This window comes from Armatimonas sp., from assembly GCF_043757465.1.
Classification (GTDB): Bacteria; Armatimonadota; Armatimonadia; order Armatimonadales; family Armatimonadaceae; genus Armatimonas.
Genome location: NZ_JAYVPL010000101.1, coordinates 33,753 through 57,646 on the forward strand (window position 1 = coordinate 33,753; position 23,894 = coordinate 57,646).

The following is a 23,894-nucleotide window of genomic DNA, read 5'->3' on the forward strand; positions in this document are numbered from 1 at the left end:
GGCTATTCGACGGTGACAGATTTCGCGAGGTTCCGGGGCATGTCAATATCGCAGCCACGCTGCTGAGCGACTAAATACGCCAGAAGCTGCATCGGCACAATGGAGACAATCGGGGCAAGCTCAGGGCGGACGTTAGGAATACGGAGCAGGTGATCCGCCGTGCTGTCCAATCTATGCTCTCCCTCAAAAACCACGCCCACAACAGTGCCGCCGCGTGCCGCGACTTCCTTGATATTACTCATCATCTTGTCAAATACTGTGGGCTGGGTAGCAAGACAAACCACGATCACGCCCGGCTCGATCAGCGCGAGCGGGCCGTGCTTGAGCTCCCCGGCGGCATAGGCTTCGGCGTGCAAGTAGCTGATCTCCTTGAGCTTGAGCGCCGCCTCCAGTGCCACGGCGTAGTCGTAGCCGCGCCCGAGATAGAAGAAAACACGCCGATCCGCAAGCTTTGTGGCAAGATCTTCGACTAGGAGAGCGTTGCCGATCACGCTCTCCACGGCATCGGGCAGTGCCACCAGATCACGCACGAAGCTCTGGTGCGCCGTGTCGGTGAGCCTGCCTTCAAGAGCGGCAAAGTGCAGGCCAATCAGAGAGAGCACCATGAGCTGGGTCACATAGGCTTTCGTGCTCGCCACGCAGATCTCCGGCCCCGCCTGGGTGTAGACACAGGCATGGCTCTCGCGGGCAATGGACGAACCAACCACATTCACCACGGAGACAATGGTCGCTCCCAGCCGCTTGGCCTCGCGCAGCGCCGCCAGTGTGTCCGCCGTCTCCCCAGACTGCGAGATGATCAAACAGAGTGTCCGCTGGCTCACCAGCGGGTCGGAGTAGCGGAACTCAGAAGCGACACTTACCTCAACGGGGCGGCGCAAGATCCCCTCGAAGAAGCGCTTGGCGACGACACCCGCGTGGTAGGCCGTGCCACAGGCGACGATATGAATGTGCGTAAAGCCCGCAAGCTGCTCTTTGGTGAAGCCCTCTAGCTCCGGAATAAAGACGCGCTCATTGTCGGTAAGTCGGCCACGGAGCGTGTCGGCCAGCGCACGCGGCTGCTCATGGATCTCCTTGAGCATGAAGTGGGGGAAGCCGCCTTTTTCCGCCGTTTGCTCATCCCAGGTCACCATAAACGGCTCGCGGTGAATCGGGCCACCCGCCAAGTCTGTGAGAACCACCCCACCGGGCGTGAGCTTGGCAAAGTCGCCGTCTTCCAGCACGACCACTTTTCGCGTGTAGCGCATCACGGCGGGAATGTCGGAGGCTAGAAAATTCTCGCCCTCACCGAGTCCGAGAATCAATGGGGAGGCCGTCTTGGCGCAGTAGATGGTCTGCGGCTCATGCGACGAACACACGGCGATTGAGTACGCCCCCGTCACCAATGTCAGCGCCTCACGGATCGCCGCCTCCATCGCCCTCAACGTGCGAAATGCACGGTCTACCAGATGCACCAGCACTTCCGTGTCGGTCTCGGACGCGAAGAGAAAGCCCTCATTAAGCAGCTCTGATCGCAGTTCTTGATAGTTCTCGATAATACCGTTATGGATCAGCGCGATCTTACTGTCCTGAGAGAAGTGCGGGTGGGCATTGGGGGTTGTCGGGCCACCATGGGTGGCCCAGCGCGTGTGGGCGATCGCGGCGCCGTGTGTCTCCCAGTGGTCCTGGAGCTGCGACTCTAAAACGGCAAGCTTGCCCGCCGCCTTCACAATCTGCAAATCCCCCTCGGACGCCACCGCAACTCCCGCCGAGTCGTAGCCCCGGTACTCCAGCCGCCGTAGCATCTCAATCACAGTCCGAACGCCGGGGCGTGGCCCCACATAACCTGTAATTCCACACATAGGCTCTAATTGTATCGCGGGCCTTGAGTATGAGTATGAACCCTGGGCACTTCGCAGGAACAAAAGGAAGACGCAGATGCAACAAAAAGATTTCGATGCAAAAGCACTGAGCCTGCTGGAGGCTGTTACACGGCGAGGAAAAACAATCCAGGTGCTTTCCCTGGAAACCTTGCCGGTCTTAATATGACTTTTACCTAAATTGCAGAAATTCCAAAAATTGACTTGACATAAATAAAATACCATGTTATGTTACTTTGTTCTGAAATCAAGGGAGATTAGCTTCATGCTATTCAGCACACCATTCCTCCAACTAATTTGACGAAGACTATATCTGTGAACACAATTGCAGATGAAAAAACAAATGCAAAGTAAGGATGTTCAAAGATATGCAAAGTCAATGTTTTAAAGTCTTGGCTACGGTTTGCTGTTTAAGTCTAGTTCTGATTTTTCCTAAGAGATCCCTTGCTGATAATTTCAACTTTGTAGCTGTCGAGACTCAAACGGGCGATCATAGTAGTCCCGAAATTTTCTCCCACGCAGGCGTTTATGTTAATACTCCTAATTGGAGCCCTGATGCGTCAACAGGGAGTTTTGTTTTAACTGGCACAGCCAAAGCGATTGGCTCGGAGAATGCAATGCATTATCCGATCTATGCTCAGGCTGAGCATCAGTGGACTCGTGTACTTCGGCAAGTATTTGAATGGGTACCAGGTGAAGATGAAGATGATACCGACATGGGCACAGACTACGAATGTGACATACAGGCAACTATTGGCGGCACTTTTACAGTGGCAACTATGAGTGGAAGTGGCTATGCCTCAAGTGTTGCACAATCATCAAGCAACTCTTGCACACAAACGGGAGGCACTCCTGGATCTTACAGCAGTAACAACACAGCAAGCTATTTATGTTATCAAAAAAATGCGATCAGTACACCAAGAGTATGGTGCATTGATTTCAACATGCAAATCAGTAATATGGCTTCAGGTTCTGCTAATTATACGAATCAGACTAGGACGGCTTATTCAAGTTCGCAAATTTTAACCGGAACACCTATTCGGTATTAATTTTTATCGGTATAACATCGAATAGTGCGGTCTATGGATATTTAGACATTAGTGGAAGTGAAGTAGCCTCTGAAAAGGCACAATCCAATATATAAATATCCATAGACTCCATAGGTATAAAACATATGAATAAGAAAGAAATAGGTTTATTATTAGATAGGATAAATTCTATATGCCTGAAAAACAGATATTGTATTGTCTTTGACGGAGTACCTTTCACTGATTCAGATAAATCTTACAAATTTACTGACTTAAACTCATTTATCAAAGATTTTGACTTAGAATTAAATAAGATTAGGAATTTATATTTAATAAGAAAAAAACATACGAGCATAACTGACCCACCATTTATTCATTCCAAAGAGTATGCAGTAGTATTTCAGAACTTGAGCCGTTATATTGATCCTTTCTGTAAAGAGATCAATGATCTTGATAAGTCTAAAAACCCTATTGCGGTATTGAGTGTTTTAAAAAATTTTTATTATACGATACCATTCGATACTTTAATAAAAATGAAAACGGGTGTTACGGTATCAACACTGAGCAATGAATCAAAACATGCTCTAGGACTTATCGCAAACTATTTTTATATTTTTAGAGAATCTGGCCCTTTTAATGCAGCGAATCAGATGATTAACAATGAAAAGGGATGCGATTTTCTAAGAGATGCCGCTGGCAGAGTGTTTATTAAGTTTGAATATTTCGGCAGACCTAGATCAATACCTCTAGGTAGCGCTGGATCGGCTATTCAATCTAGCAATATGGTAACAGATGATCCAGTTTTTGATATAACAACAATAAAATACGTACTATCTTTAGGTGAATTGGAAGATTGGGCAAAAAAAAATTACAAGATACAAATAAATATAAATTCTGGTTTAGAGTATAGGAGAATTATTGTTCTTGGCGATAAAAATCTGATTCCCAAGGAAACTCTTTTGCGAGGAATATCTAGTCTGTTAGGAATTGTATTTAAAAACAAAATTAACTCATTTGAAATGTCTCATTATAAAGTCCCCACTAGTAATGACATTCAAGATTTGCGTGGCGACTTGCTCAAAGCAATCCCAAATTCAATATTAAGTTATGCAAAAACACCAATTCTACCCATAGAAGTTAGATCAGAAATAGTCGATTATCCAGATATTAATAAAGTATTGAATCAAGCTATAAAAGAAAAAAGAGAATATCTTATTGAAATCACAAAGCAAATCAGATCAATTTCTAAACATATCTTTGAGTATTACCTTGATATCAATTTAAAACAAACGAAAAATGATACTATAAATTTCAATGCTTTGAGTCAAGATGCTCAAAGTAGTTTTTGTTTGTATTTAATGAGCGATATACTCACGTCGATAAACTCAAACTTTATCTATAAGCAACAATACACTATTGACCGCGAGAAAATGATTGTTAAATTTGAATTAGTACCCGGCTCAAAACAAAGGCCTCTCGCAAACTTTGAGATTGTTTCTCCTGATCAAAGTTCGGGAGGTACAGGAGCATTCTTGGCAGATTTATGGCTTCATGATCCACAAAATGCGCCAAAAATTTCCCCTTAGCGGTAGGGGCTACGCCCCTGATTTAAATTCAGACATTTTAGACTCCCAGATTTTCACAGGATGCGGAGATCGCATTCGTGACAATGTGGTTGTCAATTCCAGCCTCCCAGAGAGCTTGTTTCTCCTTCCCCCCGGCTACATCCCGGGGTTCGATCCAACGCTCAGGCCAAAGTGACCCGAAAAAGCGTCCCAAGACGCTCGCCTCCCTGACCTACAAACCGGTGATTTGTGAGAGAGCAGGCAGGAAAACAGCTCTTTTTTGGCGAAATAGTCTCCCAACTATGGCACTGTTTCTTGGAATTGACACGGGTACCAGCGGCACGAAGGCCGTCTTGATTGACGAAAACGGCACGCTGCTCGCCTCGGGCTTACACGAGTACGCGCTCTCCACACCGCGCCCGCAGTGGGCGGAGCAGCACCCGGACACGGACTGGTGGCAAGCGGCGATCAAGGCCATCCAGGGCGTGCTGGCAAAGGCGGGCAAGCGAGGCGAGGATGTGGCCGGGGTCGGGCTGACGGGGCAGATGCACGGCTCGGTGTTTCTGGACAAGAACGATCAAGTGCTGCGGCCCGCACTGCTCTGGTGCGACGCGCGCACGGGGGTGGAGTGTGCCGAGATCACGGAGCTTCTGGGGGGGACGCAGGGCTGCTACGAGATTTTGGGCCAGCCGGTGTTCACGAGCTTCACTGCGCCAAAGATACTCTGGCTACGCAAGAATGAGCCTGAGGTCTATGACAAAGTCGCGCACGTGCTGCTGCCAAAAGACTACATTCGCTTGAAGCTCACGGGTGAGTTTGCCGCTGAAGTGAGCGATGCCTCGGGCACATCGCTCTTTGATGTCCGCAAGCGCACCTGGTCCAAGACAGCACTCGATAAATTAAGTATCCCGAGCGAGTGGCTGCCACACGTGGTCGAGTCTCCGGAGCAGACGGGCGTCATCTCGGCGGCAGCCGCAGCGCTGACGGGGCTAAGAGCGGGAACTCCCGTGGTGGGCGGCGGCGGCGATCAGGCGGCGGGAGCGGTGGGCTGCGGCGTGGTGGGTACCGGCCAAGTGGTCTCGTCACTGGGCACTTCTGGCGTGGTCTTTGCGCACTCAGACACGGCGGCGATTGATCCGCAAATGCGCGTCCAGACTTTCTGCCACGCCGTTCCGGGTGCCTGGGCACAGATGGGCTGCGTTATTTCGGCAGGCGGCTCCCTGCGCTGGTACCGCGACACCTTCGCGCAAGGCACGAGCTACGATGCCATCACCCAAGGCGCAGCGACGGCCCCACCAGGCTGCGAGGGCTTGCTCTATCTGCCGTACCTCGCGGGCGAGCGCAACCCCCACTTCGATCCCGATGCCCGTGGTGTCTTCTTTGGCGCGACCCTGCGCTCCACCAAAGACTGGTTCGCTCGCGCCGTGCTAGAGGGAGTGAGCTATGCTTTTAAAGACCTCTTCACGCTCTTTAGTGAGATGGATGTCCCGGTGAGCGAGATTCGTGCATCGGGTGGCGGGGCAAAGTCCGCATTCTGGCTCCAGATGATGGCCGATGTGATCGAGAAAAAACACGTCCTGCTCAACATAGACGAAGGCCCCGCGCTCGGAGCCGCGCTTCTCGCCGCTGTAGGATGCGGCGCCTACGCCAGTGTCCCCGAAGCCTGCGCCGCCACGGTCTCGATCCGCCCTGGTGCCAAGCCCGATGCGCTACAATCTAAAACCTATTCCCGCTACTATCGTACCTACCGGGCACTCTATCCCGCACTCTCAACGGCATTTAAAACAGTGGCAGAGGCCACCCAAGGAACACACTAAATGAAACCCCTGTTCTTTATGGCAGCTTTATTGCTAGCAGCTCCTGTGGTCGCACAAGACGCGGCAACACTCAAGAAGACCCTTCAAGCACAGTACAATAAAGAAGCTGCTGCCTTTATGAAAAAGGATATTAACAGCGCATTAAGTATCAACACCAGCGATTTCACGACAACAGACACCAAAGGTAAAAAGATGACTTTGGCCGAATTCAAAGCCGCTTTTATGCAGATCATAACCGTTGCCCAGAGTATCAAGCTCAGTAGCACCGTCGAGAAAGTCACGCTCAAGGGCGACACAGCCACGGTAACCGTCTCCGATAAATCTCTCTTCACCCTTGCCAATCCCCAGACGGGCAAGAAAGCGCAGATGGAGGGAACCAGCCGCAACGAAGATACCTGGGTCAAGAAAAGTGGTGTCTGGAAGCGCCAGACAAACCGTGCGCTCTCCAACAAGACTCTCATGGATGGCAAGCCTCTCTCTAACTAATATCTAAAAACCAGGAGTACACGGCCCATGCGTTATGTCACTTTTCTGCTGCTTCTTCTGTGTAGTGGCTGGCTTTTAGCGTTTGGCGCACGGGATGCAGCCGCCTATCTCGCCCCCTGCACAGCGGACTACGTCCACACAGATACCCACCAGGACATCATTCCCTTCGAAAAGCTACGTACTGCACTACAAAAAACACTGACAGTAGCGAAGACGGCGGAGCAGAAGACACAGCTAGATAGCGTCAAGTTCGAAGACGGCGCTGCCCTTGTGGAGACCTACGAGAGCCTCAAGCTCTTCACCGTGTCCCACGAGTGGCTGGAGATTACCACCACAGGCTACCGCCGCTGTCGCTATCGCTTCGTCTCCGAGGGCGGCAATAAGTGGCGGCTTGCACGAACACGGGTCCTTGAGGAACCGCTGACCGAAACACCACGACTGCGAGAATCGCCAGGGCTTTCAGAGCTAGAGCAACGGGTTAAAGTGCCCACCACGCAGGCTGCCGTTCAGGAAATATTCCCTTTGTTGCTGGAGCTAGCAACGGGAGAGGAGCAGAAAGATTTCCGGATTTTCGGCACGCGCCTCGCCCCTGACTTTGTCTTTATTCGCCTGGGCAAAGATCCCGAAGAGCGCAAACCGTTTATCGAGAAAATGGTCATTGCGCACCAGTACATCCACAATGAGAGAGTGCGCTACTACCTGGTTGGAGCGGAGCAACAAGAGAACGGCGATGTCGTTCTCGATGTTGAGCAAGCCCTACGCTTCACTCTGGAAATACCCGAGGAAGAAAAAGAAGAGACGCTGATCATTGTCAACCTGAGCCTGACGTGGACTCGCTCCTCGGGAGCGTGGTATCTCAAGCGCCACGAGTACTTCACTGCCGACGGTTTCACAAACAACGAGCGGGACGATTTTGTCCAGAAGCAAAAAAACAAAAAGAAAGAACCGATAAGAGTACCATGAAACAAAAATTCCTCATTCTCGCGGCCCTCGTGGCCCTCACCTCGCCTGCCCAGGCAAAAGACGACCAGAAAGCCATCCAGTCACAGTACGATAAACGCTCTGCCGCTGCCGCCAAGAAAGATGTCGCAGGCTCGCTTGCGATCAACGCGCCGGAGTTTGTCAGCGTCGGCCTCAAAGGCGACAAACGCACCATGGTGCAGATCAAGCCGCAAATTACTCAAGCCTTTAGCAGTCTCAAGTCCTACTTACTCACGACGAAGATCACCAAGTGTGTCGTGACAGGCAGTACCGCGACAGTCAAGACGCTAGACAGCCTCACCCTGGTTGGCAAGAACAGACAGGAGTCGGAGGCGACCAGTGAGGACACCTGGGTAAAAAAAGGCGGTCAGTGGCTTCGCACTCAAAACAAGCTTCTCACCAGCAAGATCAAGAGCAACAAGCCCGGCTAGCTCAGAATATCTTTGACCACGCTGCCGTGCACATCCGTGAGGCGGAAGTCTCGGCCTGAGTAGCGGTAGGTGAGTTTTTCGTGGTTCAGGCCCAGGCAGTGCAGGATCGTGGCTTGCAAGTCATGGACATGGACTTTGTTCTCCACCACATGAAAGCCCAAGTCGTCTGTCGCACCGTAGGTCACACCGCCTTTAATTCCACCGCCCGCCAGCCACATCGTGTAGGCTTGCGGGTGGTGGTCACGGCCCTGCGAGCGGCCCAGTGCGGGATTGTTCTCCACCATCGGAGTGCGGCCAAACTCCCCGCCCCAGATCACCAGTGTCTCATCGAGTAGCCCACGCTGCTTGAGGTCTTTCACCAGCGCCGCCGATGCCTGGTCGGTCTCTTTACACTTATTGCGGCTCGTTCCCGCCACATCGGAGTGCGCGTCCCAGCCCTCGTGGTAGATAGTGACAAAGCGTACGCCTCGCTCGATCATGCGCCGTGCGAGTAAACACGCGCGGGCGAAACTGGGCTTGTTAGGGTCGCAGCCGTACAGGGCAAGCGTCTCTTTGCTCTCGGACTTTAGATCCATCACCTCAGGAGCGCTGGTCTGCAAGCGAAACGCAAGCTCGTAGCTCGCGATGCGCGAGGCAATCTCCGGATCCGAGTCGCGCCGATTCAGAGTTCCCAGCAAGTCCAGCGTCTCGCGCTGCAATTTCGCGTCCACACCCGCCGGACTACTCACATCTAAAATCGGGTCGCCGGAGTTGCGCAGCCGCACGCCCGCGTATTTTGTGGGCAGAAACCCACTCGACCAGTTGGCCGCCCCACCGGAGATGCCCGCGCCGGTGCTCATCACCACAAAGTCCGGCAGGTCTTTCGCCCCCGCTCCAAGACCATAGACCACCCAGGAGCCCATTGCGGGCCTCCCCGGCTGGCCATTGCCGGTGTTCCAGAAGATCTGTGCGGGGGCATGATTAAACTGATCGGTGCTGACGCTCTTCACCAGACAAATCTCATCAGCCACACTTCCCAAGTGCGGCAACATCTCCGAGAGCTCCATGCCACACTGCCCGTGCTTCTGGAACTTAAAGCGCGGCCCGAGCACGGCGGCATCGGCGCGAATAAAGGCGTAGCGCTGGTTCTTATACACCGACGGTGGCAGTGGCTGGCCTTCGAGCTTGACCAGCTCAGGCTTGTAGTCAAAGAGATCGAGCTGGGAGGGTGCGCCCGCCATAAACAAATGGATGACGTGCTTGGCTCGCCCTCCTCCCAGCCCCCTGGCCCCCGCCAAGCGAGGGGAACTACTGGTAAGCAGCCCCGCCAGCGCGAGCTTGCCAACTCCAACACCGCACTCCTCGAAGAAGTGCCGCCGCGTGATGTGTAAATTCCGTTTGTTTATTTTGTTCATGGTAAAAATGCCTTTGCCCAGTCTCTATCTTCCGAGTGGAGCGGAGGAAGGGGAGATTGCCTGTAGTCTATGGTCTCACCGTAGCGCCCTCCGTCGTAGACAGCGGTGAAAACTTCTTGCAAGTCAAGAGCAATGTCAGGGAGTTCTTCTGTTAGTGGCACAGCGACGCGAGGAAGCCGGTCACGGAGGCCAAATGCCCAGGTGACGAAACGCCAGGAGCCATCACCACGGTGCAGACAGGCAAGATATTCTTTTCCAGGCTCAGAGAGTTTGGGAAGTGCAATGGTATGCTCTCCTGCACGAAGAAGGTCTATCTCTAAGAAATGCACATCACTTCGCAATAAGTCATATTGTTTGCGGCGGTACTCTTCCCGACCTCTTCCCGACATTTTGTTAGCAAGACTGAGAAGCTCAATAACAGTCACGACTTGCCCGCCTTGTTTCACGGAGCGTATTTCGACAAAGCTCTCTCGCACTTCTTCGGGGGGCGCAAAGTAAATAATAGGCTTATCAATAACTGCGGCACCTACGACTCCTGTCGGGCGCTCGGGAATCTGGCGGGTGAGAGCAATATCGGGATAAATAGAGCGGTCTGGTTCGACGACATAAAGTCTTTCCTCAGTGCGTGCGACAAAACCCAGCGGTAGTGTGGCGTTTAGTGCGACGCGAACCTCGACAAGAAAACTGGAGTGTACATCGCGCCAGTAATCAGGGGATTCCAGATAAGGATCCATTCCAGGAAAAGGACTTGGCATTGTTATAGCTCCAGCATGGAGGGCGGAAGAGCCTGACCTTCGAGCTTCGCGAAGTGCCGCCGGGTGATGTTTAAGTTTCGTTCGTTCATGGTTTCATTTCCTAGCGATATAATAGCACCATGCCCACTCGAAAAAGCTTTTCTAAGTTCAATACAAAATCAGCCATGCAAACCATCAATCAAGAGCGCTTGAGCGAATGGCAAATGACGTTTGTACCTGCTGCTCCCAGTGAACCGCTCCTGCTTCATCTGGAGCGCATTAAATCTTTCGATCTGACCTCAACAGAGCGGGCAAAAGAGCTGATTATTGATGCCCTCTGTGCCGAGGTGGCTCCCCACTATCCTGGTCTGAAAATCTGGAAATCCGCGCCACTGGAAAGCTCGGAGCTGACGGGTGAGGCCGACTATCTGGTAACTCCCAACCGCGCCTATATTGACACGCCGCTTCTCTGTGTGGTCGAAGCGAAGAAAGATGACTTTGAGAAAGGGCTGGCGCAGTGCCTGGTTGAAATGCACGCCTGCGCCGAGATCAACGCCGCTGTCGGACTGACTCCCGATCTCTTTGGCATTGTCACCAACGGCCAGGCATGGCAGTTTTATCATAGGCGCACCGATGGCAGTGTGGCAGAGTCGGCGCTCTTTGCGATGCGTGATATGGATGATCTTCTGGGTGCCCTTCATCTGGTTTTCTCTCAGTGTGCGGCGAACCTACCTTAGAATTGTCAAGTCCAGCAAAGTGTCCGGGATGAGCTTTTCGAACTCGGCTTGAGGCACTTTGAGATAGACCCAATGTGTCTGGGTTAGCTCTGTGGCACTTTCGCACCAGAGGGTGGCAGCGCGGTCTTTGTGCTTGACATCTATATCCTCTCGCCCTTTGGTTTCTAAAACATAGTGTGTGCCCTCTTTACTTACGGCGATAAAATCCGGCTCGTAGTAGCGCAGGTTGGCGGCACTATCGGTGTACTCGATGCTGAAGCCGAGCTGCGACGGGAGCTTGGCGAAGCGCTCGACATCGGCGGAAGCTTCCAGGAACTTACCGAAGCGGCGCTCGAAGTCGTTCTCAGGGGCCACGACATTGTAGACGGTTTTTTTGGCCTCGAAGGTGGGGCGGGAGAAGGCGAATGGGGCGGTCTCGGAGAGGCGGCGGGCTTCGGTTTTTAGCTCAGGGGTCTGCTCCTCGACGACGAGGGTACGCAGGGCAGAAGCGAAGGTCTTGATGGTGACATACGAGGCGATATTGTTGCTGATGGCGCGGATGAGCTCGGGGGTATTGAGATCCACGGGCTTACCAAAGGCTTTCTCACTGAGAAACTGGCGGACTTTGGGAGCAAGCGCGGCGAACTGTGAGGGGAGCTTGACATCCTGGGCGATGCGCTTGGCGTAGTAGGAGATGACTTCCTGCGCGGTCTGAGGGACGGGGATGGTGTAGTCTCGGTCTATGACTTTTTGCAGGCTGAGAATATCGTAGCCTTCGTAGTGGAAGTCTTGCGCGGCGGCATCGTTGTCTTTGAGGGGGAGCTTGGGACAGGTGAAATTTAAGACATCGAGCGCCTCAATCTCGGCAGCGAGGGTTTTCTTTCGGGTGAGAAGCGGGGTGAGCTGAGGGATGCAAATGTCTCTGTCTGATTTATTGGGGTCGGGGTGAACATTAGTGATCTGGACTTTATCTTTGCCCAGTTCAAACGTGTCTAAGACAATGTTCTCGTCTTTTTCCAGCTCCTCCACAAACTCGATGAACTTCTTATTGCCGATAATATCCACGCGCTCGGTGTAGCCGGAGTTAGCATCACGGAACATGAGGCGCAGGCCGCGCCCGATGGTCTGCTCGGGGAGGATATTGGCTTTGCTGGAGTAGGGACGGAGGCCGACAATAACCGTTACGTTTTGCACGTCCCAGCCCTCGCGTAGCATCAAGACACTCACAATGGCATTGACAGGGTTGGTGAGGTCATCGGCCTCTCGTGCAGCTTTCCGGGCACTATCTAGGTCTTTCTTGCTAACATCGCCGCTACGGTCAGTGTGAATGGTGAGCAAGCCGTCGCCGCCGAACTCCGTGGGATACTTGTTCTTTAAGAAATCCGCGACATCGTCGGCCTCGCTGGTATCATTGAGCATGACAAAGAGCAGGGGCTTTTTCCCAAGGGGCGTGAGCTGTTCCTTGTACTCTTTCCAGCGCTCGACAGCGGCAACCAAGTACGGCTGATAGCGCACACTGGCAATGTCGGACTGGGCTTCGGTGATCCCGGAGGCGATTCCTTTGACGGGGCGCTTGACAATGCCGTCTATGATGGCCTGCTTGAGCGGGTAGTCGTAGATTGTCCAGGTGAAGAGGCCGCCTTTGTTGTACCGGGGGGTTGCCGTGACATCGAGCTGAAGCACCCCACCGCCATTGGTTACTAGCCCCTCGTGCAGTGTGCGAATGATCTCATTCCACTTGAGCTTCTCGTCGTGTGTGTGGTGTGCTTCGTCGTTGAGCACTAGGCACTTGCCGCCCCGTGCCTGCAAACGCTCGGTGAAGTCTTCGGTCTCTTGCTTTCTGCTGGGCGGCTTGCTTCCCATCAGCGCCGCCATTGCGTCTAGTTCGTCGCTCTCGCCGCTCTCACTGCCGCGCTGAAGCTGCTGAATATTGGTGAGATAGAGTGCCCCCTGTGCGCTTGCCCGCTCCGCCTCGCCGCGTGTGTAGACATCGAAGTCCCAGAAGGCGGCAAGGGACGGCGGAATGAGCGGGTCGGCCTTGAAGATACGCCCTCCGGCAAAGTCGGAGGCGAGCCGCTCATACACAATCACATTGGGGGCTAGCAAGAGAAAGCTCTTAGGGTAGTCGGTCTCGCTCTCTAAGACACTGTTGAAGTAGTTCCAGACAAGAGCAAGGCTCATGACTTTGGTTTTCCCTGAGCCGGTTGCCATTTTCAAACAGTAGCGCGGGAAGTCATCGTACTGGAGCAAGTTTAACTTATCATTACCGGCATACTCGGCGACAAGCTCACTAAGCCGTCGCACTTTTACAACTTCATAGAGATAGATGAGGGTCTCGATAGCCTCTTGCTGGGCATAGTGGTAGGCGAAGCGCTTTCCTCCGTGCAGGCGATGGTCATTATAAAACCACCAGTTAAGGAGTATCTTGGTAGTTGGGGTTACTCCTTTGTAGCCTCCGTCTTTCCATGCCTTAACTGCCAGCCGAATAGCAGGGACACACGGCGCGGTAGTGACGCGTGCTTCTAATAAGTTCAACTGTCCTGCACTAGCTGGTTTTCTTGCCATGTGTGTTATTTGCCCCCCAGCCCCCGTCCGACGGGGGAGATATGCGATAGCCTACCCCCCGGCCCCCGTCCGACGGGGGAGATTAAAGAAGAAGTCTCTTTCGTTATTGTCCCCCCGCCCAGCGGGGGTTAGGGGGCAATCCAATCCCCCGGCCCCCGTCCGACGGGGGAGATATGCGATAGCCTACCCCCCAGCCCCCGTCCGACGGGGGAGATATGCGATAGCCTACCCCCCAGCCCCCGTCCGACGGGGGAGATATATTGTAAATTCCTTATTGTCCCCCCGCTGGGCGGGGGTTAGGGGGTTGGCACTTCCTTCTTGCTGTTCTTGCGTGTATTACCCGTTTTACGCTTTGATTTAGGAATAAACCCCAAAGCTTCGTAGAGTGCGCCATCGTCCCCGCCCACGGTGGGGTCTGCAATGACACTTTTCTTGATAGCATCCATTGCTTTTATAGTTGCCTGATCCACATTGTCTCGGTTCTCGATAGCGCCTTCTAGCACCACCTGTGCATCGCGCACAGACTTACGGGCATCTACGGAGGGCAGTACAGTCGCCTTAAACTGATCGAGGGTCATTCCTCCAAAACTTTTTGTGGGGGTTAGGTTTTCCCAAGCAACCATGAATCGCTCGTAGTTCTCTTCTACCTTCCCCGGTGTCACTTTTGCCATCTTGCTCATCCCTTTCTGCAAGTCACCCTTTGTCACCTGCATCTTACCAAAAGTCACTCACTACTCTGTGCTTTCTTTTTGCTTCTTAAAGCTTGTCACCTGCCTCTTGAAACATTTAATAAAGCTACCCCTACGGGTCACTTACAGCTTGTGTTAAGTCACTGTCACATGCAGCGTTTTTGTGGTGTCGTTGCCCAGAATATCAATGACTTTAATCAGTATAACATACGTCCCCGGCTCCGCGTAGCTATACGCAACCCGCTTCTGAAGCTCCGGGTTCTTCTTACTGCGGTAGGTCTGCCACTGGTTATGGAACGTGTCACCTTTAAAGTCCCAGTCAACCGCCCAGTAATCTACCCACTGTGCCCAGTGCTTAATTGCCCGCTGTACATCGTCGGGAACATCGTCGGTGGGGATTACAAAATCGGTTAATTCTATGGTCACGCTTTTGCCCGTCTGCGTTTTGTCTACCGAGAGTGCCGCCAGCTCAAAGAACTTGATGTCTCCCTGCTCCACGGCTTTTTTCTCTAGCACTTCGCGAGGTATTTTATAGAACCGCGCCTGAATCCCCGCCTCGGCCACGGTCTGCTTGCCCACTTCATTGACCTCAAAGGCAAAGTCCCAGCCCAGAATATCCACCCCGGTCTCTTTAGGCGCGTCTTCGCCCGTCCCCATGCGCTTCTTAAACTCAATGGCGATCTGCGTAATGTCCCCAGTACTGACCGGCGCATCCACGCCGCCGATATGCACCATGCGCCCGTTCTTTATCCCATGTAGCCATGTCCCGCTCTCTAGCTGCCGCGCCTTGAATAGCTCTAAAAGAAACTTTCGGTACGCCGTCTCTATCGCCGCCGCCTTGTCCTTATTCCCAAACTCTGCCACCTGCCACTGCTGCCGCTCGTACTTACCGAGGTTCTGCACCACAAAGGGCTTTACCGCCTCTATCCCGAGTAGCCTCTTCCGCGCCGTATGAATCGCAAACCGCCCCAGATCGCACGTAATCCACCGCCGCCCCAGCCTCTCTGCCGTCGCCGCCGTCGTGCCAGAGCCACAGAAGCAATCAAGCACCAAGTCTTCTTCGTCAGAAGCAGATTTGATAATTCTTTCTAATAACTCTTCTGGTTTTTGAGTTGCATAAATTGATCCACCTTTCATACGAGCTGTATCAGTCCAAATATCTTGTAATAACATTCCTAAATTATCATCTAAATAACTAACTTTACATCTTGCGGCTCCTTTTTCGGGATTTCTTAAATATAAATCACCAAGCACAAGTGCTTTTTCCATACCTTCAAAGTCATACATCCATTCTCTTTTATCTGAAGGAGATGCACCTCTCCATATAAATTTCTTTTTATTGCTTGTCCCTTTCCATGTTGCATCATCCAGTTTAAACCTTCTACCTACCTTATCTTCATTTCCTGAATAATTGATAATTGTACCATCGGGAAGTTTAAGCAATGAATACTCATTTAGTGCAGCACTTGATAAATTGACACGTACATCATTATAGTTATATTTATTCTTTGATGTCTTTGCATACCAAAATATCACATCGTGAATGTTTCCAAATTTACCCTTAGCATCATTGTGAGCATCAGTTCTTTGCCATATAATTTCGTTAAGATAGCGATCAATCCCGAAAACCTCATCAAGTATACATTTTGCGTAATGACCAATATTGTCATCTAAATGCACAAAGATACTCCCGGTCTCACTGAGCAATTCTCTTAACAAGACGGCAGTTTCGTAGAACCATTTGAGGTACGAGTCAAGCCCCTTCCCCCACGTATCACGATACGCCTTCTGCTCGATAACGCTCGGCTCCTTCGTGAACGTCTCCTCACTATCCGGGATGGTTCTTGTAAACGAGAAGTTCGCCCCGGTGTCGAACGGAGGATCAATGTAGATCAAGTCCACCTTCCCCGCGAACTCCGGCAGCAGCGACGGCAGGACGTACTTCTTATCGCCCCAGATCAGACGGTTCCGCCACTCGCTCTCGCGCCCCGTGGCAAACAGGCTGGCTGTCCGGCTACGGTCTTCCGTGCTCTCGTTTACCGTCTCAATCGTCTGGAACGGCAGCGACACCCGCACGGGCGGGGTCTTGATGCGCTTGCCGCTCTTCGCGTCTTGTGTGTACTTCCCGTCCCAAATCAGCTCTGTCATGGTTGTTATTTTACCCGTTTACGCGCTGTTTCTACCTCTCCCCGCCGCTGAGACGGCGACCCTCTCCGGCTTCGCGAAGAGGGTTTTAGCATCCCCCTCATGCTCCCCCTTCGCGAAGCCGGAGGGGGAAGCCGAGGAACGAGGCAGGGGGAGGCAAAAATAGCACTCACCGCTTCACAATCGCCTCATCCAGATTAAGCACCGCGCGCGCCAGCGCTGTCCACGCGGCCTGCTCAGGCGTTGCCGTCTCACTGCCACAGAGGGCCTTGGCACTCAGTTCCCCGGAAGCGAACCGGGCGTGCTGTTTCTCGTAAAAGCCTTCGAGTGCCGCAAGCTCGTCCCAGTGCGGCGGGCGTGTCACCACGCGCCGGAAGAGTCGTGAGATTCGGGTTGCGCTGAGGCCGGACTCACTTGCCATGCGCTTACCGAGAGCTTGTGCAGTCTCCATAAAGACCGTGTCATTGAGAAGCGTGAGCGCCTGCAACGGCGTGTTGCTGACTTCACGGCGGGCAATGCAGGCCTCGCCACTGGGACCATCGAAGGTCTGGAACATGGCATAGGGGGCGGTGCGCTTTGCGAACGTGTAGAGCCCTCGTCGGTAGCGGTCTTCTCCCGTGCTCACATTCCAGGCGAGGGCGCCGTATGCCCCCTCCGTGGTCACACTGGGTGGTTGAGGGGGGAAGACACTCGGGCCACCGATCTTTGGGGAGAGTAGCCCACTCACCGCCAGCGCATTGTCGCGCACCAGCTCGGCGTCGAGGCGCACCCGTGGCCCGCGCGAGAGCAGTCTATTCTCCGGGTCTTTAGCGAGTGCAAGCGGTGTAATTTTCGACGACTGCCGGTAAGTCTGGCTCAGCACGATGCGTTTGTGGAGCTTCTTCTGGCTCCAGCCATTCTGCATAAATCCAACCGCGAGGCTATCGAGTAGCTCGGGATGGGTCGGCGGGGAGCCCTGGTAGCCAAAGTCCTCGGTCGTTCTCACAATGCCCTTGCCAAAGAACGCCGCCCAAGCCCGATTCACGATCACCCGCGCCGTGAGCGGGTTCTCCTGGCTCACGAGCCAGTGCGCAAAAGCAAGCCTGCCCCCCCCGCCCCCGCCCGGCGGGGGAGCCAGAGGCGGGAGCACCGAGGGAATCCCGGCGGTCACTTTCTCGGTGGGCTGGAGGAACTCGCCGCGATTGTGGATAAATGTCACGCGCGGGTTGACTTTGGGGCGCTCGATAAAGACCAGTGTGGTCGGTGGCTCCGGCAGAGACTTGCGCAGAGTCTCTAGCGTGGCGCGGGCACTTGCCAGCTCGGGCGCAACTCGGACAAACTGCGTACGAAGCGCCGTCTCGTCGCTCTTTGCCAGCGCGTCTTCCAGGCTCGGCAAGAGCGCGAGTTTCCCCGCACGCGAATCCGTGCTTATCGAGAGGCGAAACTTGCCCAGCCCGGCGGCATAGTACTGCTCAAAGATCATTGAGAGCGTGAGCGCGTTTGTTTCGAGGGGCTTGTCAAACGTAAAGACCGCCACACTGGTCTTACCCTGCGCACCGTTGATATTCCAGCCTGTCTGTGGATTGGTGTCGAGCGCGTTCTGCGCCGTACCGACCGTGGAGACGCCTTTGATGAGCTTCCCTACACTGGGAGTAAGTGTACTCAAAAAGAAATCCCCATGGGGGCCTTCGTAGGCGACGCGCCCAGGGCCGTGCTTGGGCAAGAGATCGTCGGGGAGGGCTTCCAGCCGAAGCGCCGTGACGCCCTTAGGCAGGCCCGCAAGCTGGACGTCGTAGACATCGCGCTTGGTACTATCGCCGCTCACAAAGACTGTGCCGTCGGGCTGGACGGTGAGCAGGGGCAGATTAGAAGTCGCTTTGACGGGCCTTGCTACCTCCCAGCGCACGGCTCCCGCTTGCTGCGCCACCTTCCACGCGGCGAACGCTTTCTCAAAGGCCGCTTTCTTGCGCTGCTCAACCGGGCTGGGGTCGGAGTCAGGCTGCGCGGCTCCGAGATTCAGGCGGAACTTACCCAGGGTGTGCTGACCGCCGTACTCCTGCTTGAGCGTCACGGTCCACTTCTGCGCCGTGGTGGGTTTGTCAAGATGAAAGGTCGCCGTCCGGTTCACGTTCCAGTTGCCCGGCCCGACAATCGCCCAGCCCGTGTTTGGTTTACCGTCCAGCGCCGCCTGCGCCGAGAAGCCATCTTGGGCAAAGTCATGCTCACCAAATGCCAGCTTCACGGGTTTACCGTCCGCTTTGACAGTGATCTCCGTGAGCACAAAGTTCCCGTGTGCCGTTCGTCCCGGCCCCATTCCCCCCAGCGCGGGATCTGTAAGAGCTTCGAGTCGAATCGCCGAGACGGGTTCCCCGCTCCCTCCCAGGCTGACTGTGTAGGTATCTTTATCCGGGCTAGGACCGCTGATAAAGACGGCACCATCGGGCCGCACTTCGGGCTTTGCACCCGACGCCACTTTGACGTCCTCAGCGGAGGGCAGCCTCCAGCGCAAGGGCAGCGCAATCGGCCATTTCTCCGCGAGCGTGGTCTCACGCTCCGTAATTGTCTTCTCGACCTCGGCGCGTTTCTTGGCTAGCTCAGGCGTGACCACATCTAGTTCGGGCTCCTCCATGTTGTCCAAGAAGGCCATTAGCTGATAATACTCTTTGTGGGTGAGCGGGTCGTACTTATGGGTGTGGCACTGCGCACACTGGATCGTCAGCCCCAGCCACGTCGTTCCTGTCGTCGCCATCCGATCTACCATGGCATAGTACCGGTACTCTAAGGGATCTATGCCGCCCTCTTCATTGAGCATTGTGTTGCGGTGAAAGCCCGTCGCGATCTTGTCATCGAGTGTCGCGTTTGGCAGCAAATCTCCCGCAAGCTGCTTCACGGTGAACTGGTCAAAGGGCATGTCGGCGTTCAGCGCCTTGATCACCCAGTCCCGCCAGGGCCAGATCACCCGGGGCTTGTCTTTCTCGTAGCCGTTGGTGTCGGCGTAGCGCGCCAGATCCAGCCACTTACGCGCCCAGCGCTCCCCGTAGTGCGGCGAGGTGAGCAAGCGATCCACCAGCCGCTCATACGCATCCGGGCGCGTGTCTTTCACAAACGCCTCAGTCTCCTCCAGTGTCGGAGGCAAGCCGATCAAGTCCAGCGAGACGCGCCGAATGAGCGTGTAGCGATCCGCTTCGGGCTGGAGCGCGAGGCCAAGTGGCTTGAGTTTGGCGGAGATCAGGGTGTCTATTTGTGCATCCCTCCCCCAGCCCCTCCCTTCGCCTGAAACCCGACTTCGTCGGGACGAAGGGAGGGGAGCCAGAGGGGCCGGGGGGAGGGATGTCGGCTTGACAAATGCCCAGTGCGTCTCGTACTTTGCGCCGCTTGCCACCCAGCGCTGAAGAATACTCTTTTGCGTGGCAGAGAGCGGTTTGTTGGTATGGGAAGGCGGCATCTGGAGCGCATCGCCGCTGGGTTTTGAAATTCGGGCGAGCACTCCCTTGAGCTTTGCCGCTCCCGGCGACTGATCGAGCCGCAGCCCCGCCTGGCGCTGCTTGTCATCCGGGCCATGGCACTTGAGGCAGTAGTTAGCAAGAAGAGGTCGAACTTCCCGGTTGAAGTCCGGCACAAGTGCTTTCGGTTTTGTCTGCGCCAGAGCTGCTGTCGCCAATCCCACAAGCGCGAGAAATCCCGCCATCTGTCGTTTCATCTTAAGTGTAGGGGTTCGACAAGAAAAACCAAAAGCCCTCTCTCAAGAATCGAGAGAGGGCTTGTTTTATTTTTGTGACGCTACGCGGGGGTTTCTTCTTCCCCGACAAGCGCACTCAGGTCGGGCATTCCTGCCAGCGACGGAGCAGCGCTCTGGATCGTCTCGATCAGCACCTCGGCATCCACGGTGGGCGCGAGGGCATCGGTGGCCACCATGATGTGCGCCGTCGGCTGCTCAGGAGTCGGGTAGCCCAGGTTCTCGATATGCGCCGCGTCGTCCTCGTTGGACGGGTCGAGCGGCTGGATGAATTTCTCGTAGCGGTACGGCTTGTGTGCGGCCTGAAGCAGTGCCTGTGTCCGAGGATCGCTGGCGGCTCCGAGAACATGCACGAGCACCGGGGGGAGCACCGCACGCTCGATGGCCAGTGCCATACTCGCACCAAAGAAGCCCATGTTCGGAGCGGCGGGCTGGAACGCCTGTAGGATCCGCTGCGCAAGCTGAGCATGCTCAGTCTCGCCGGTCGCTAGGAACAGGCGCAGGAGCGAGTCGGCCAGCAGCATGTTGTCAACCACATCGCGGCTCCCCACTTTGAGGTTGCCCAGCGCATTGGGTCGAACAGGTGCATCAAAAAGGCCACCGGTCTCGGGACTCTCTAAATGCCCCCGGCTCCAGTTGGCGATCTCTTCCGCACGATCCAGATAGGTCACGCCCTGCCCGGCTTCGTAGAGATCGAGGCCCGCAGCCACCAGGTCGGCGGAATCGGAGAGCATACCGGTGGGAATCTCGCCGACATCCTCGCCCTCAGCGGCCTGGAAGTGGGTCGCGCAACCGTCTTCGTCCACCAGGTTGGTCAATAAAAAGTCCATCACGCGGCGGGCCTGAGTCAGTGCCTCGGCCTCACCCGTAATCTGCCACCACGCCACGAGAGCGCGAGCGGCCACGGCATTGGCTCCGGTGAGAATCGTCTCGTCCACGGCGGGCGGATTCCACTCGGCACGCTCTTCGAGCGGCTGGGCATAGTACTCACCATCGGCGAACTGCGAGCCGCCGAACACACCAAGATCCTCGAACCAGAGCTGCGTACGCAGATAGTCCAGGCCCTTCTTCGCCGCCGTTTTCAGCGACTCATCGCCCAGCAGGCTGTAACCACGGCAGAAGAGGCGCACGAGGTGGGCGTTGTCTTCCAGGAGCTTCTCCACCTGCGGATTGCGCCAGTCCGGGGTCTGGGCATAGCGGAAGAACCCACCGCTGCCTTCGTCCACGAGGCCACCTTCGGCGATTCCCTTGAAGGTGCGATCCAGAATCAGCTTCAGGTCTTCGTCGGGATGCCCGGCGCGTACGGTGCGAGAGTACTGCTCCATCACCAGCTCGGTCACTTCGTTCTGCGGGAACTTCTGGCCGTTGTGTCCGAAGCCGCCAAAGGCGAAGTCAAACTCAAACTTGGCCCCTAGTAGCACACCAAAGGGAATATTGGGGTCAACGGGCAAGTTGTGATCCAGCGGCGGCGCGGCGTTCTGCTGACGAAGCTGATCGCGCAGCCCGGCCACGTGCTGTGCGATCCCGGCTTTCTCATGGCGGTAGGAGTTGAGCACCTGCGGGAGAAGCTGCGCCATGCCATCCGGGGGAACGGAGGTTCCGCCCCAGAGGACATCGCCCTCGCCGGTTAAAACACACGTCGTCGGCCAGCCGCCCTGGGTGTAGCGCGCATTGACATCCGGACGCTTGTCCGAGTCCACGCGAACCGGAATGACATTGTCGCTGATGTACTGGGCAAGGGCTTCGTTGCCATACGTATTCTCGTCCATCGCCGCGCAGTACTGACACCAGGTTGCGGTGATCGAGAGCAAAACGGGTTTATCCTGTGCACGGGCCTCGGCAAAAGCCTCTTCACCCCAGGTACGCCACTCCACTTGACTCATAAATTTAAGTTCCGTTTGTCAAAATTTTAGGGAGCACGTCCAAAGACAAACGCTCCCCCAACATGCGAGTATACCACGTCAGGGCTGACGATAGATTTTTATAAAATGATCCGCCATCTGGTTGGGCAGTGGGCTTCCGGGAAAGACGGCGCGCGTGGGCATGTGGCAGCGCACACACTTCTCTGTGGGGTTGACGGGGCATGTTTTCCTTGGGGAGCTGTGGCAACTCAGGCAAGTTTTCTCGTAGCGGCGTTGATCCGTTGACACGTCTTCGTGGGGATTGTGGCAAGTGACACAGGTCAGCTTATCTTTGCTCTGGAGGAAACACTTGCTCAAGGAAAGGCCAACGGGCTGGAAGCGCTGCGTGCTCGCCTTCTCCCGCGGGTCCATGGTCGCCAGATCCGTGACGGTGCGATGACAGCGCCCACAAAGCTCGTTCACCGCCTTGCCACTGGTCGCATCAAACTGCCTCAATCGTGAGTCGTCGGTCTTGCGCCCCTGCTGTTTTGCGGCGACATGACGGCTCCCAGGGCCGTGGCACGCTTCACACCCCACCCCGTAGAATCGTCGCTCTGGCTTGAGGGAATTCAGTGGCAAGGTGACCGTGTGACAGCTCAGACAGTGGCGTGTCGTAGACTCATCATAGGGCCGTCCCAAACTTCCGTGCACAAAATCCTGCTGCCCTGGGGTCGTGTGCCATTTTTTCTGGTTGGGGAAGTAGCTCTGGAAAATCTCCGCACTCCCCTGCTCCAAAAGCGCTAAAAATGTCATGCCCATCTTGCCTGAGCCCAGAACAAAGGTCAGCGGCACGGTCTGAGTCCCTGATTTTTTCGCCATTCTCACGGCGAGACCCGCCCCTTCTTGCGTCAGTGCGATCCCGCCAGGTGTGACCCCGAGCGCAGGGGCAAGTGGCCCTAGTGCCGCCTGTGTGGCATCGTGGAGCGTGCTCATGTGCCGAGATTTCTGGTGGCTTGTAAACTCCGGCGCATGGCAGGGCTGGCAGGCCGCATTGCCCACAAACTCAGAAAAGATCGCCTCCGGGCCAAGAGCGACCGATGCCGGTTTCTGGCGCACACAGGCGGCCATCACCAACAAGACAACCGGCAAGAGCAGGCCGCACAGCCCACGCAGTGTATTTCTCATGGCTCGTTCTGAGAGTTTACCATCTGACCTAGGGTATTCTGTCTGGCATGAATATCGCAGACCTCAATGAAATCGCCGGTCGTCGCTACCCCGCGCAGCGCTGGACGCGTAACTTAGTGGGCGGCATGTCTCCGGTGCAGTGTCAGCACTTTGCCCTGGGCTATGTCGTGCTGGAGCCGGGCGGCGGGCAGGTTCCCTGGCACAACCAGGAGCAAGAGGAAGTGTACTTTATTGTGGAGGGCGAGGGGGAGATGTGCCTGGGCGAGGAGCGGCAAGCCGTGAAGTCAGGCCAGTGCGTCTACATTCCCCCCACGGTGTTCCATCAGCTCACGAACACGGGCAGCACTCCCATGGTAATGATCTACGCCTACGGCCCCTCCGGCGATGTGGCGCACTGGAAACAGGAGCTAGAGGGCACACTTCCCCGCGCGGGAATAGACGTCCCCGCGCTCCCCGAGGGCGCCGCCCCGCAGTGTGTCTCGCTCCCGTGAAGCGTTCGCCCTGAGTATTGGTCTACAGCTCCGTGTACTTCTTGGAGCTTCCCCGCGCCTTCGCCACTGGGTACTTTTCCGCATTGCGCGCCATCTTCGCCGCAAACGCCTTGTCTAGCTCAATGCCCAGATCGTGGGCGAGGAGCAGCGTGTAGTAAAACTCCAGTCATGGGTTGAGCGGGGGCAAAATTCCCGCCTTGCAAAATGTGTAGTGAAGCATTTTCATACGGATTGTACTCCATAACCCTGTGAAGG

The 23,894-nt window shown here is 55.1% G+C and carries 18 protein-coding genes; 8 read left to right on the top strand and 10 right to left on the bottom strand.

Going from position 1 to position 23,894, the window contains the following annotated elements; translation table 11 throughout:
- Positions 1-2: 2 nt before the first annotated feature.
- A complete protein-coding gene (glmS, locus tag ACH2ED_RS13175) occupies positions 3-1,838 on the bottom strand; it encodes a glutamine--fructose-6-phosphate transaminase (isomerizing) (RefSeq protein WP_395091770.1) in 1,836 nt (611 codons plus the stop codon).
- A 374-nt stretch (positions 1,839-2,212) separates the two neighbouring features.
- Here glmS and ACH2ED_RS13180 point away from each other — a divergent pair, with 374 nt between their 5' ends.
- The 6 genes from ACH2ED_RS13180 (at position 2,213) to ACH2ED_RS13205 (ending at position 8,164) form a co-directional block, all read left to right on the top strand.
- A complete protein-coding gene (locus ACH2ED_RS13180) occupies positions 2,213-2,905 on the top strand; it encodes a hypothetical protein (RefSeq protein WP_395091773.1) in 693 nt (230 codons plus the stop codon).
- Positions 2,906-3,030: 125 nt separating this feature from the next.
- A complete protein-coding gene (locus ACH2ED_RS13185) occupies positions 3,031-4,470 on the top strand; it encodes a hypothetical protein (RefSeq protein ID WP_395091776.1) in 1,440 nt (479 codons plus the stop codon).
- A gap of 281 nt (positions 4,471-4,751) precedes the next feature.
- The gene (gene xylB / locus ACH2ED_RS13190; RefSeq protein WP_395091778.1) at positions 4,752-6,266 is read left to right on the top strand and encodes a xylulokinase; all 1,515 of its coding nucleotides are present in this window, start codon (positions 4,752-4,754) and stop codon (positions 6,264-6,266) included.
- Positions 6,267-6,752 (top strand): nuclear transport factor 2 family protein, encoded by a 486-nt coding sequence (locus ACH2ED_RS13195; protein WP_395091781.1) that lies wholly within the window; start codon positions 6,267-6,269, stop codon positions 6,750-6,752.
- 27 nt (positions 6,753-6,779) lie between these two features.
- On the top strand, positions 6,780-7,715 hold the full coding sequence (locus ACH2ED_RS13200) for a hypothetical protein (RefSeq protein WP_395091784.1): 936 nt from the start codon (positions 6,780-6,782) through the stop codon (positions 7,713-7,715).
- Positions 7,712-8,164: a nuclear transport factor 2 family protein gene (locus ACH2ED_RS13205; protein ID WP_395091787.1), complete on the top strand. Its 453-nt coding sequence runs from the start codon at positions 7,712-7,714 to the stop codon at positions 8,162-8,164. Before ACH2ED_RS13200 ends, ACH2ED_RS13205 begins: the two co-directional genes overlap by 4 nt.
- Here ACH2ED_RS13205 and ACH2ED_RS13210 read toward each other — a convergent pair.
- Both ACH2ED_RS13210 and ACH2ED_RS13215 read right to left on the bottom strand, forming a co-directional pair.
- Positions 8,161-9,558 carry a DUF1501 domain-containing protein gene (locus ACH2ED_RS13210; protein WP_395091790.1) on the bottom strand — a complete coding sequence of 466 codons (1,398 nt, stop codon included), beginning with the start codon at positions 9,556-9,558 and terminating at the stop codon, positions 8,161-8,163. The two genes, ACH2ED_RS13205 and ACH2ED_RS13210, sit on opposite strands and share 4 nt — an antisense overlap.
- Positions 9,555-10,313: a DUF4058 family protein gene (locus ACH2ED_RS13215; protein ID WP_395091793.1), complete on the bottom strand. Its 759-nt coding sequence runs from the start codon at positions 10,311-10,313 to the stop codon at positions 9,555-9,557. Before ACH2ED_RS13215 ends, ACH2ED_RS13210 begins: the two co-directional genes overlap by 4 nt.
- 119 nt (positions 10,314-10,432) lie before the next feature.
- Here ACH2ED_RS13215 and ACH2ED_RS13220 point away from each other — a divergent pair, with 119 nt between their 5' ends.
- Positions 10,433-11,029 (top strand): hypothetical protein, encoded by a 597-nt coding sequence (locus ACH2ED_RS13220; protein ID WP_395091796.1) that lies wholly within the window; start codon positions 10,433-10,435, stop codon positions 11,027-11,029.
- Here ACH2ED_RS13220 and ACH2ED_RS13225 read toward each other — a convergent pair.
- From ACH2ED_RS13225 to ACH2ED_RS13250, 6 genes are all read right to left on the bottom strand, one after another.
- The gene (locus ACH2ED_RS13225; protein ID WP_395091799.1) at positions 11,021-13,573 is read right to left on the bottom strand and encodes a DEAD/DEAH box helicase family protein; all 2,553 of its coding nucleotides are present in this window, start codon (positions 13,571-13,573) and stop codon (positions 11,021-11,023) included. The genes ACH2ED_RS13220 and ACH2ED_RS13225 overlap by 9 nt on opposite strands.
- Positions 13,574-13,869: 296 nt before the next feature.
- Positions 13,870-14,286 (bottom strand): hypothetical protein, encoded by a 417-nt coding sequence (locus ACH2ED_RS13230; RefSeq protein ID WP_395091802.1) that lies wholly within the window; start codon positions 14,284-14,286, stop codon positions 13,870-13,872.
- A gap of 111 nt (positions 14,287-14,397) precedes the next feature.
- Positions 14,398-16,410: a site-specific DNA-methyltransferase gene (locus ACH2ED_RS13235; RefSeq protein WP_395091804.1), complete on the bottom strand. Its 2,013-nt coding sequence runs from the start codon at positions 16,408-16,410 to the stop codon at positions 14,398-14,400.
- A gap of 166 nt (positions 16,411-16,576) precedes the next feature.
- Positions 16,577-20,086, bottom strand: a complete 3,510-nt coding sequence (locus ACH2ED_RS13240) for a DUF1553 domain-containing protein (protein WP_395091806.1) — start codon at positions 20,084-20,086, stop codon at positions 16,577-16,579.
- A gap of 80 nt (positions 20,087-20,166) precedes the next feature.
- Positions 20,167-22,005: a thioredoxin domain-containing protein gene (locus ACH2ED_RS13245; RefSeq protein WP_395091809.1), complete on the bottom strand. Its 1,839-nt coding sequence runs from the start codon at positions 22,003-22,005 to the stop codon at positions 20,167-20,169.
- 78 nt (positions 22,006-22,083) lie between these two features.
- Positions 22,084-23,148 (bottom strand): multiheme c-type cytochrome, encoded by a 1,065-nt coding sequence (locus tag ACH2ED_RS13250; RefSeq protein ID WP_395091810.1) that lies wholly within the window; start codon positions 23,146-23,148, stop codon positions 22,084-22,086.
- 47 nt (positions 23,149-23,195) lie between these two features.
- On the opposite strand from ACH2ED_RS13250, the gene ACH2ED_RS13255 reads away from it, so the two are divergent.
- Positions 23,196-23,639 carry a dimethylsulfonioproprionate lyase family protein gene (locus ACH2ED_RS13255; RefSeq protein ID WP_395091813.1) on the top strand — a complete coding sequence of 148 codons (444 nt, stop codon included), beginning with the start codon at positions 23,196-23,198 and terminating at the stop codon, positions 23,637-23,639.
- 22 nt (positions 23,640-23,661) lie between these two features.
- On the opposite strand, the gene ACH2ED_RS13260 is transcribed toward ACH2ED_RS13255, so the two are convergent.
- A complete protein-coding gene (locus ACH2ED_RS13260; protein WP_395091818.1) occupies positions 23,662-23,805 on the bottom strand; it encodes a MazG-like family protein in 144 nt (47 codons plus the stop codon).
- Between the last annotated feature and the right edge of the window lie 89 nt (positions 23,806-23,894).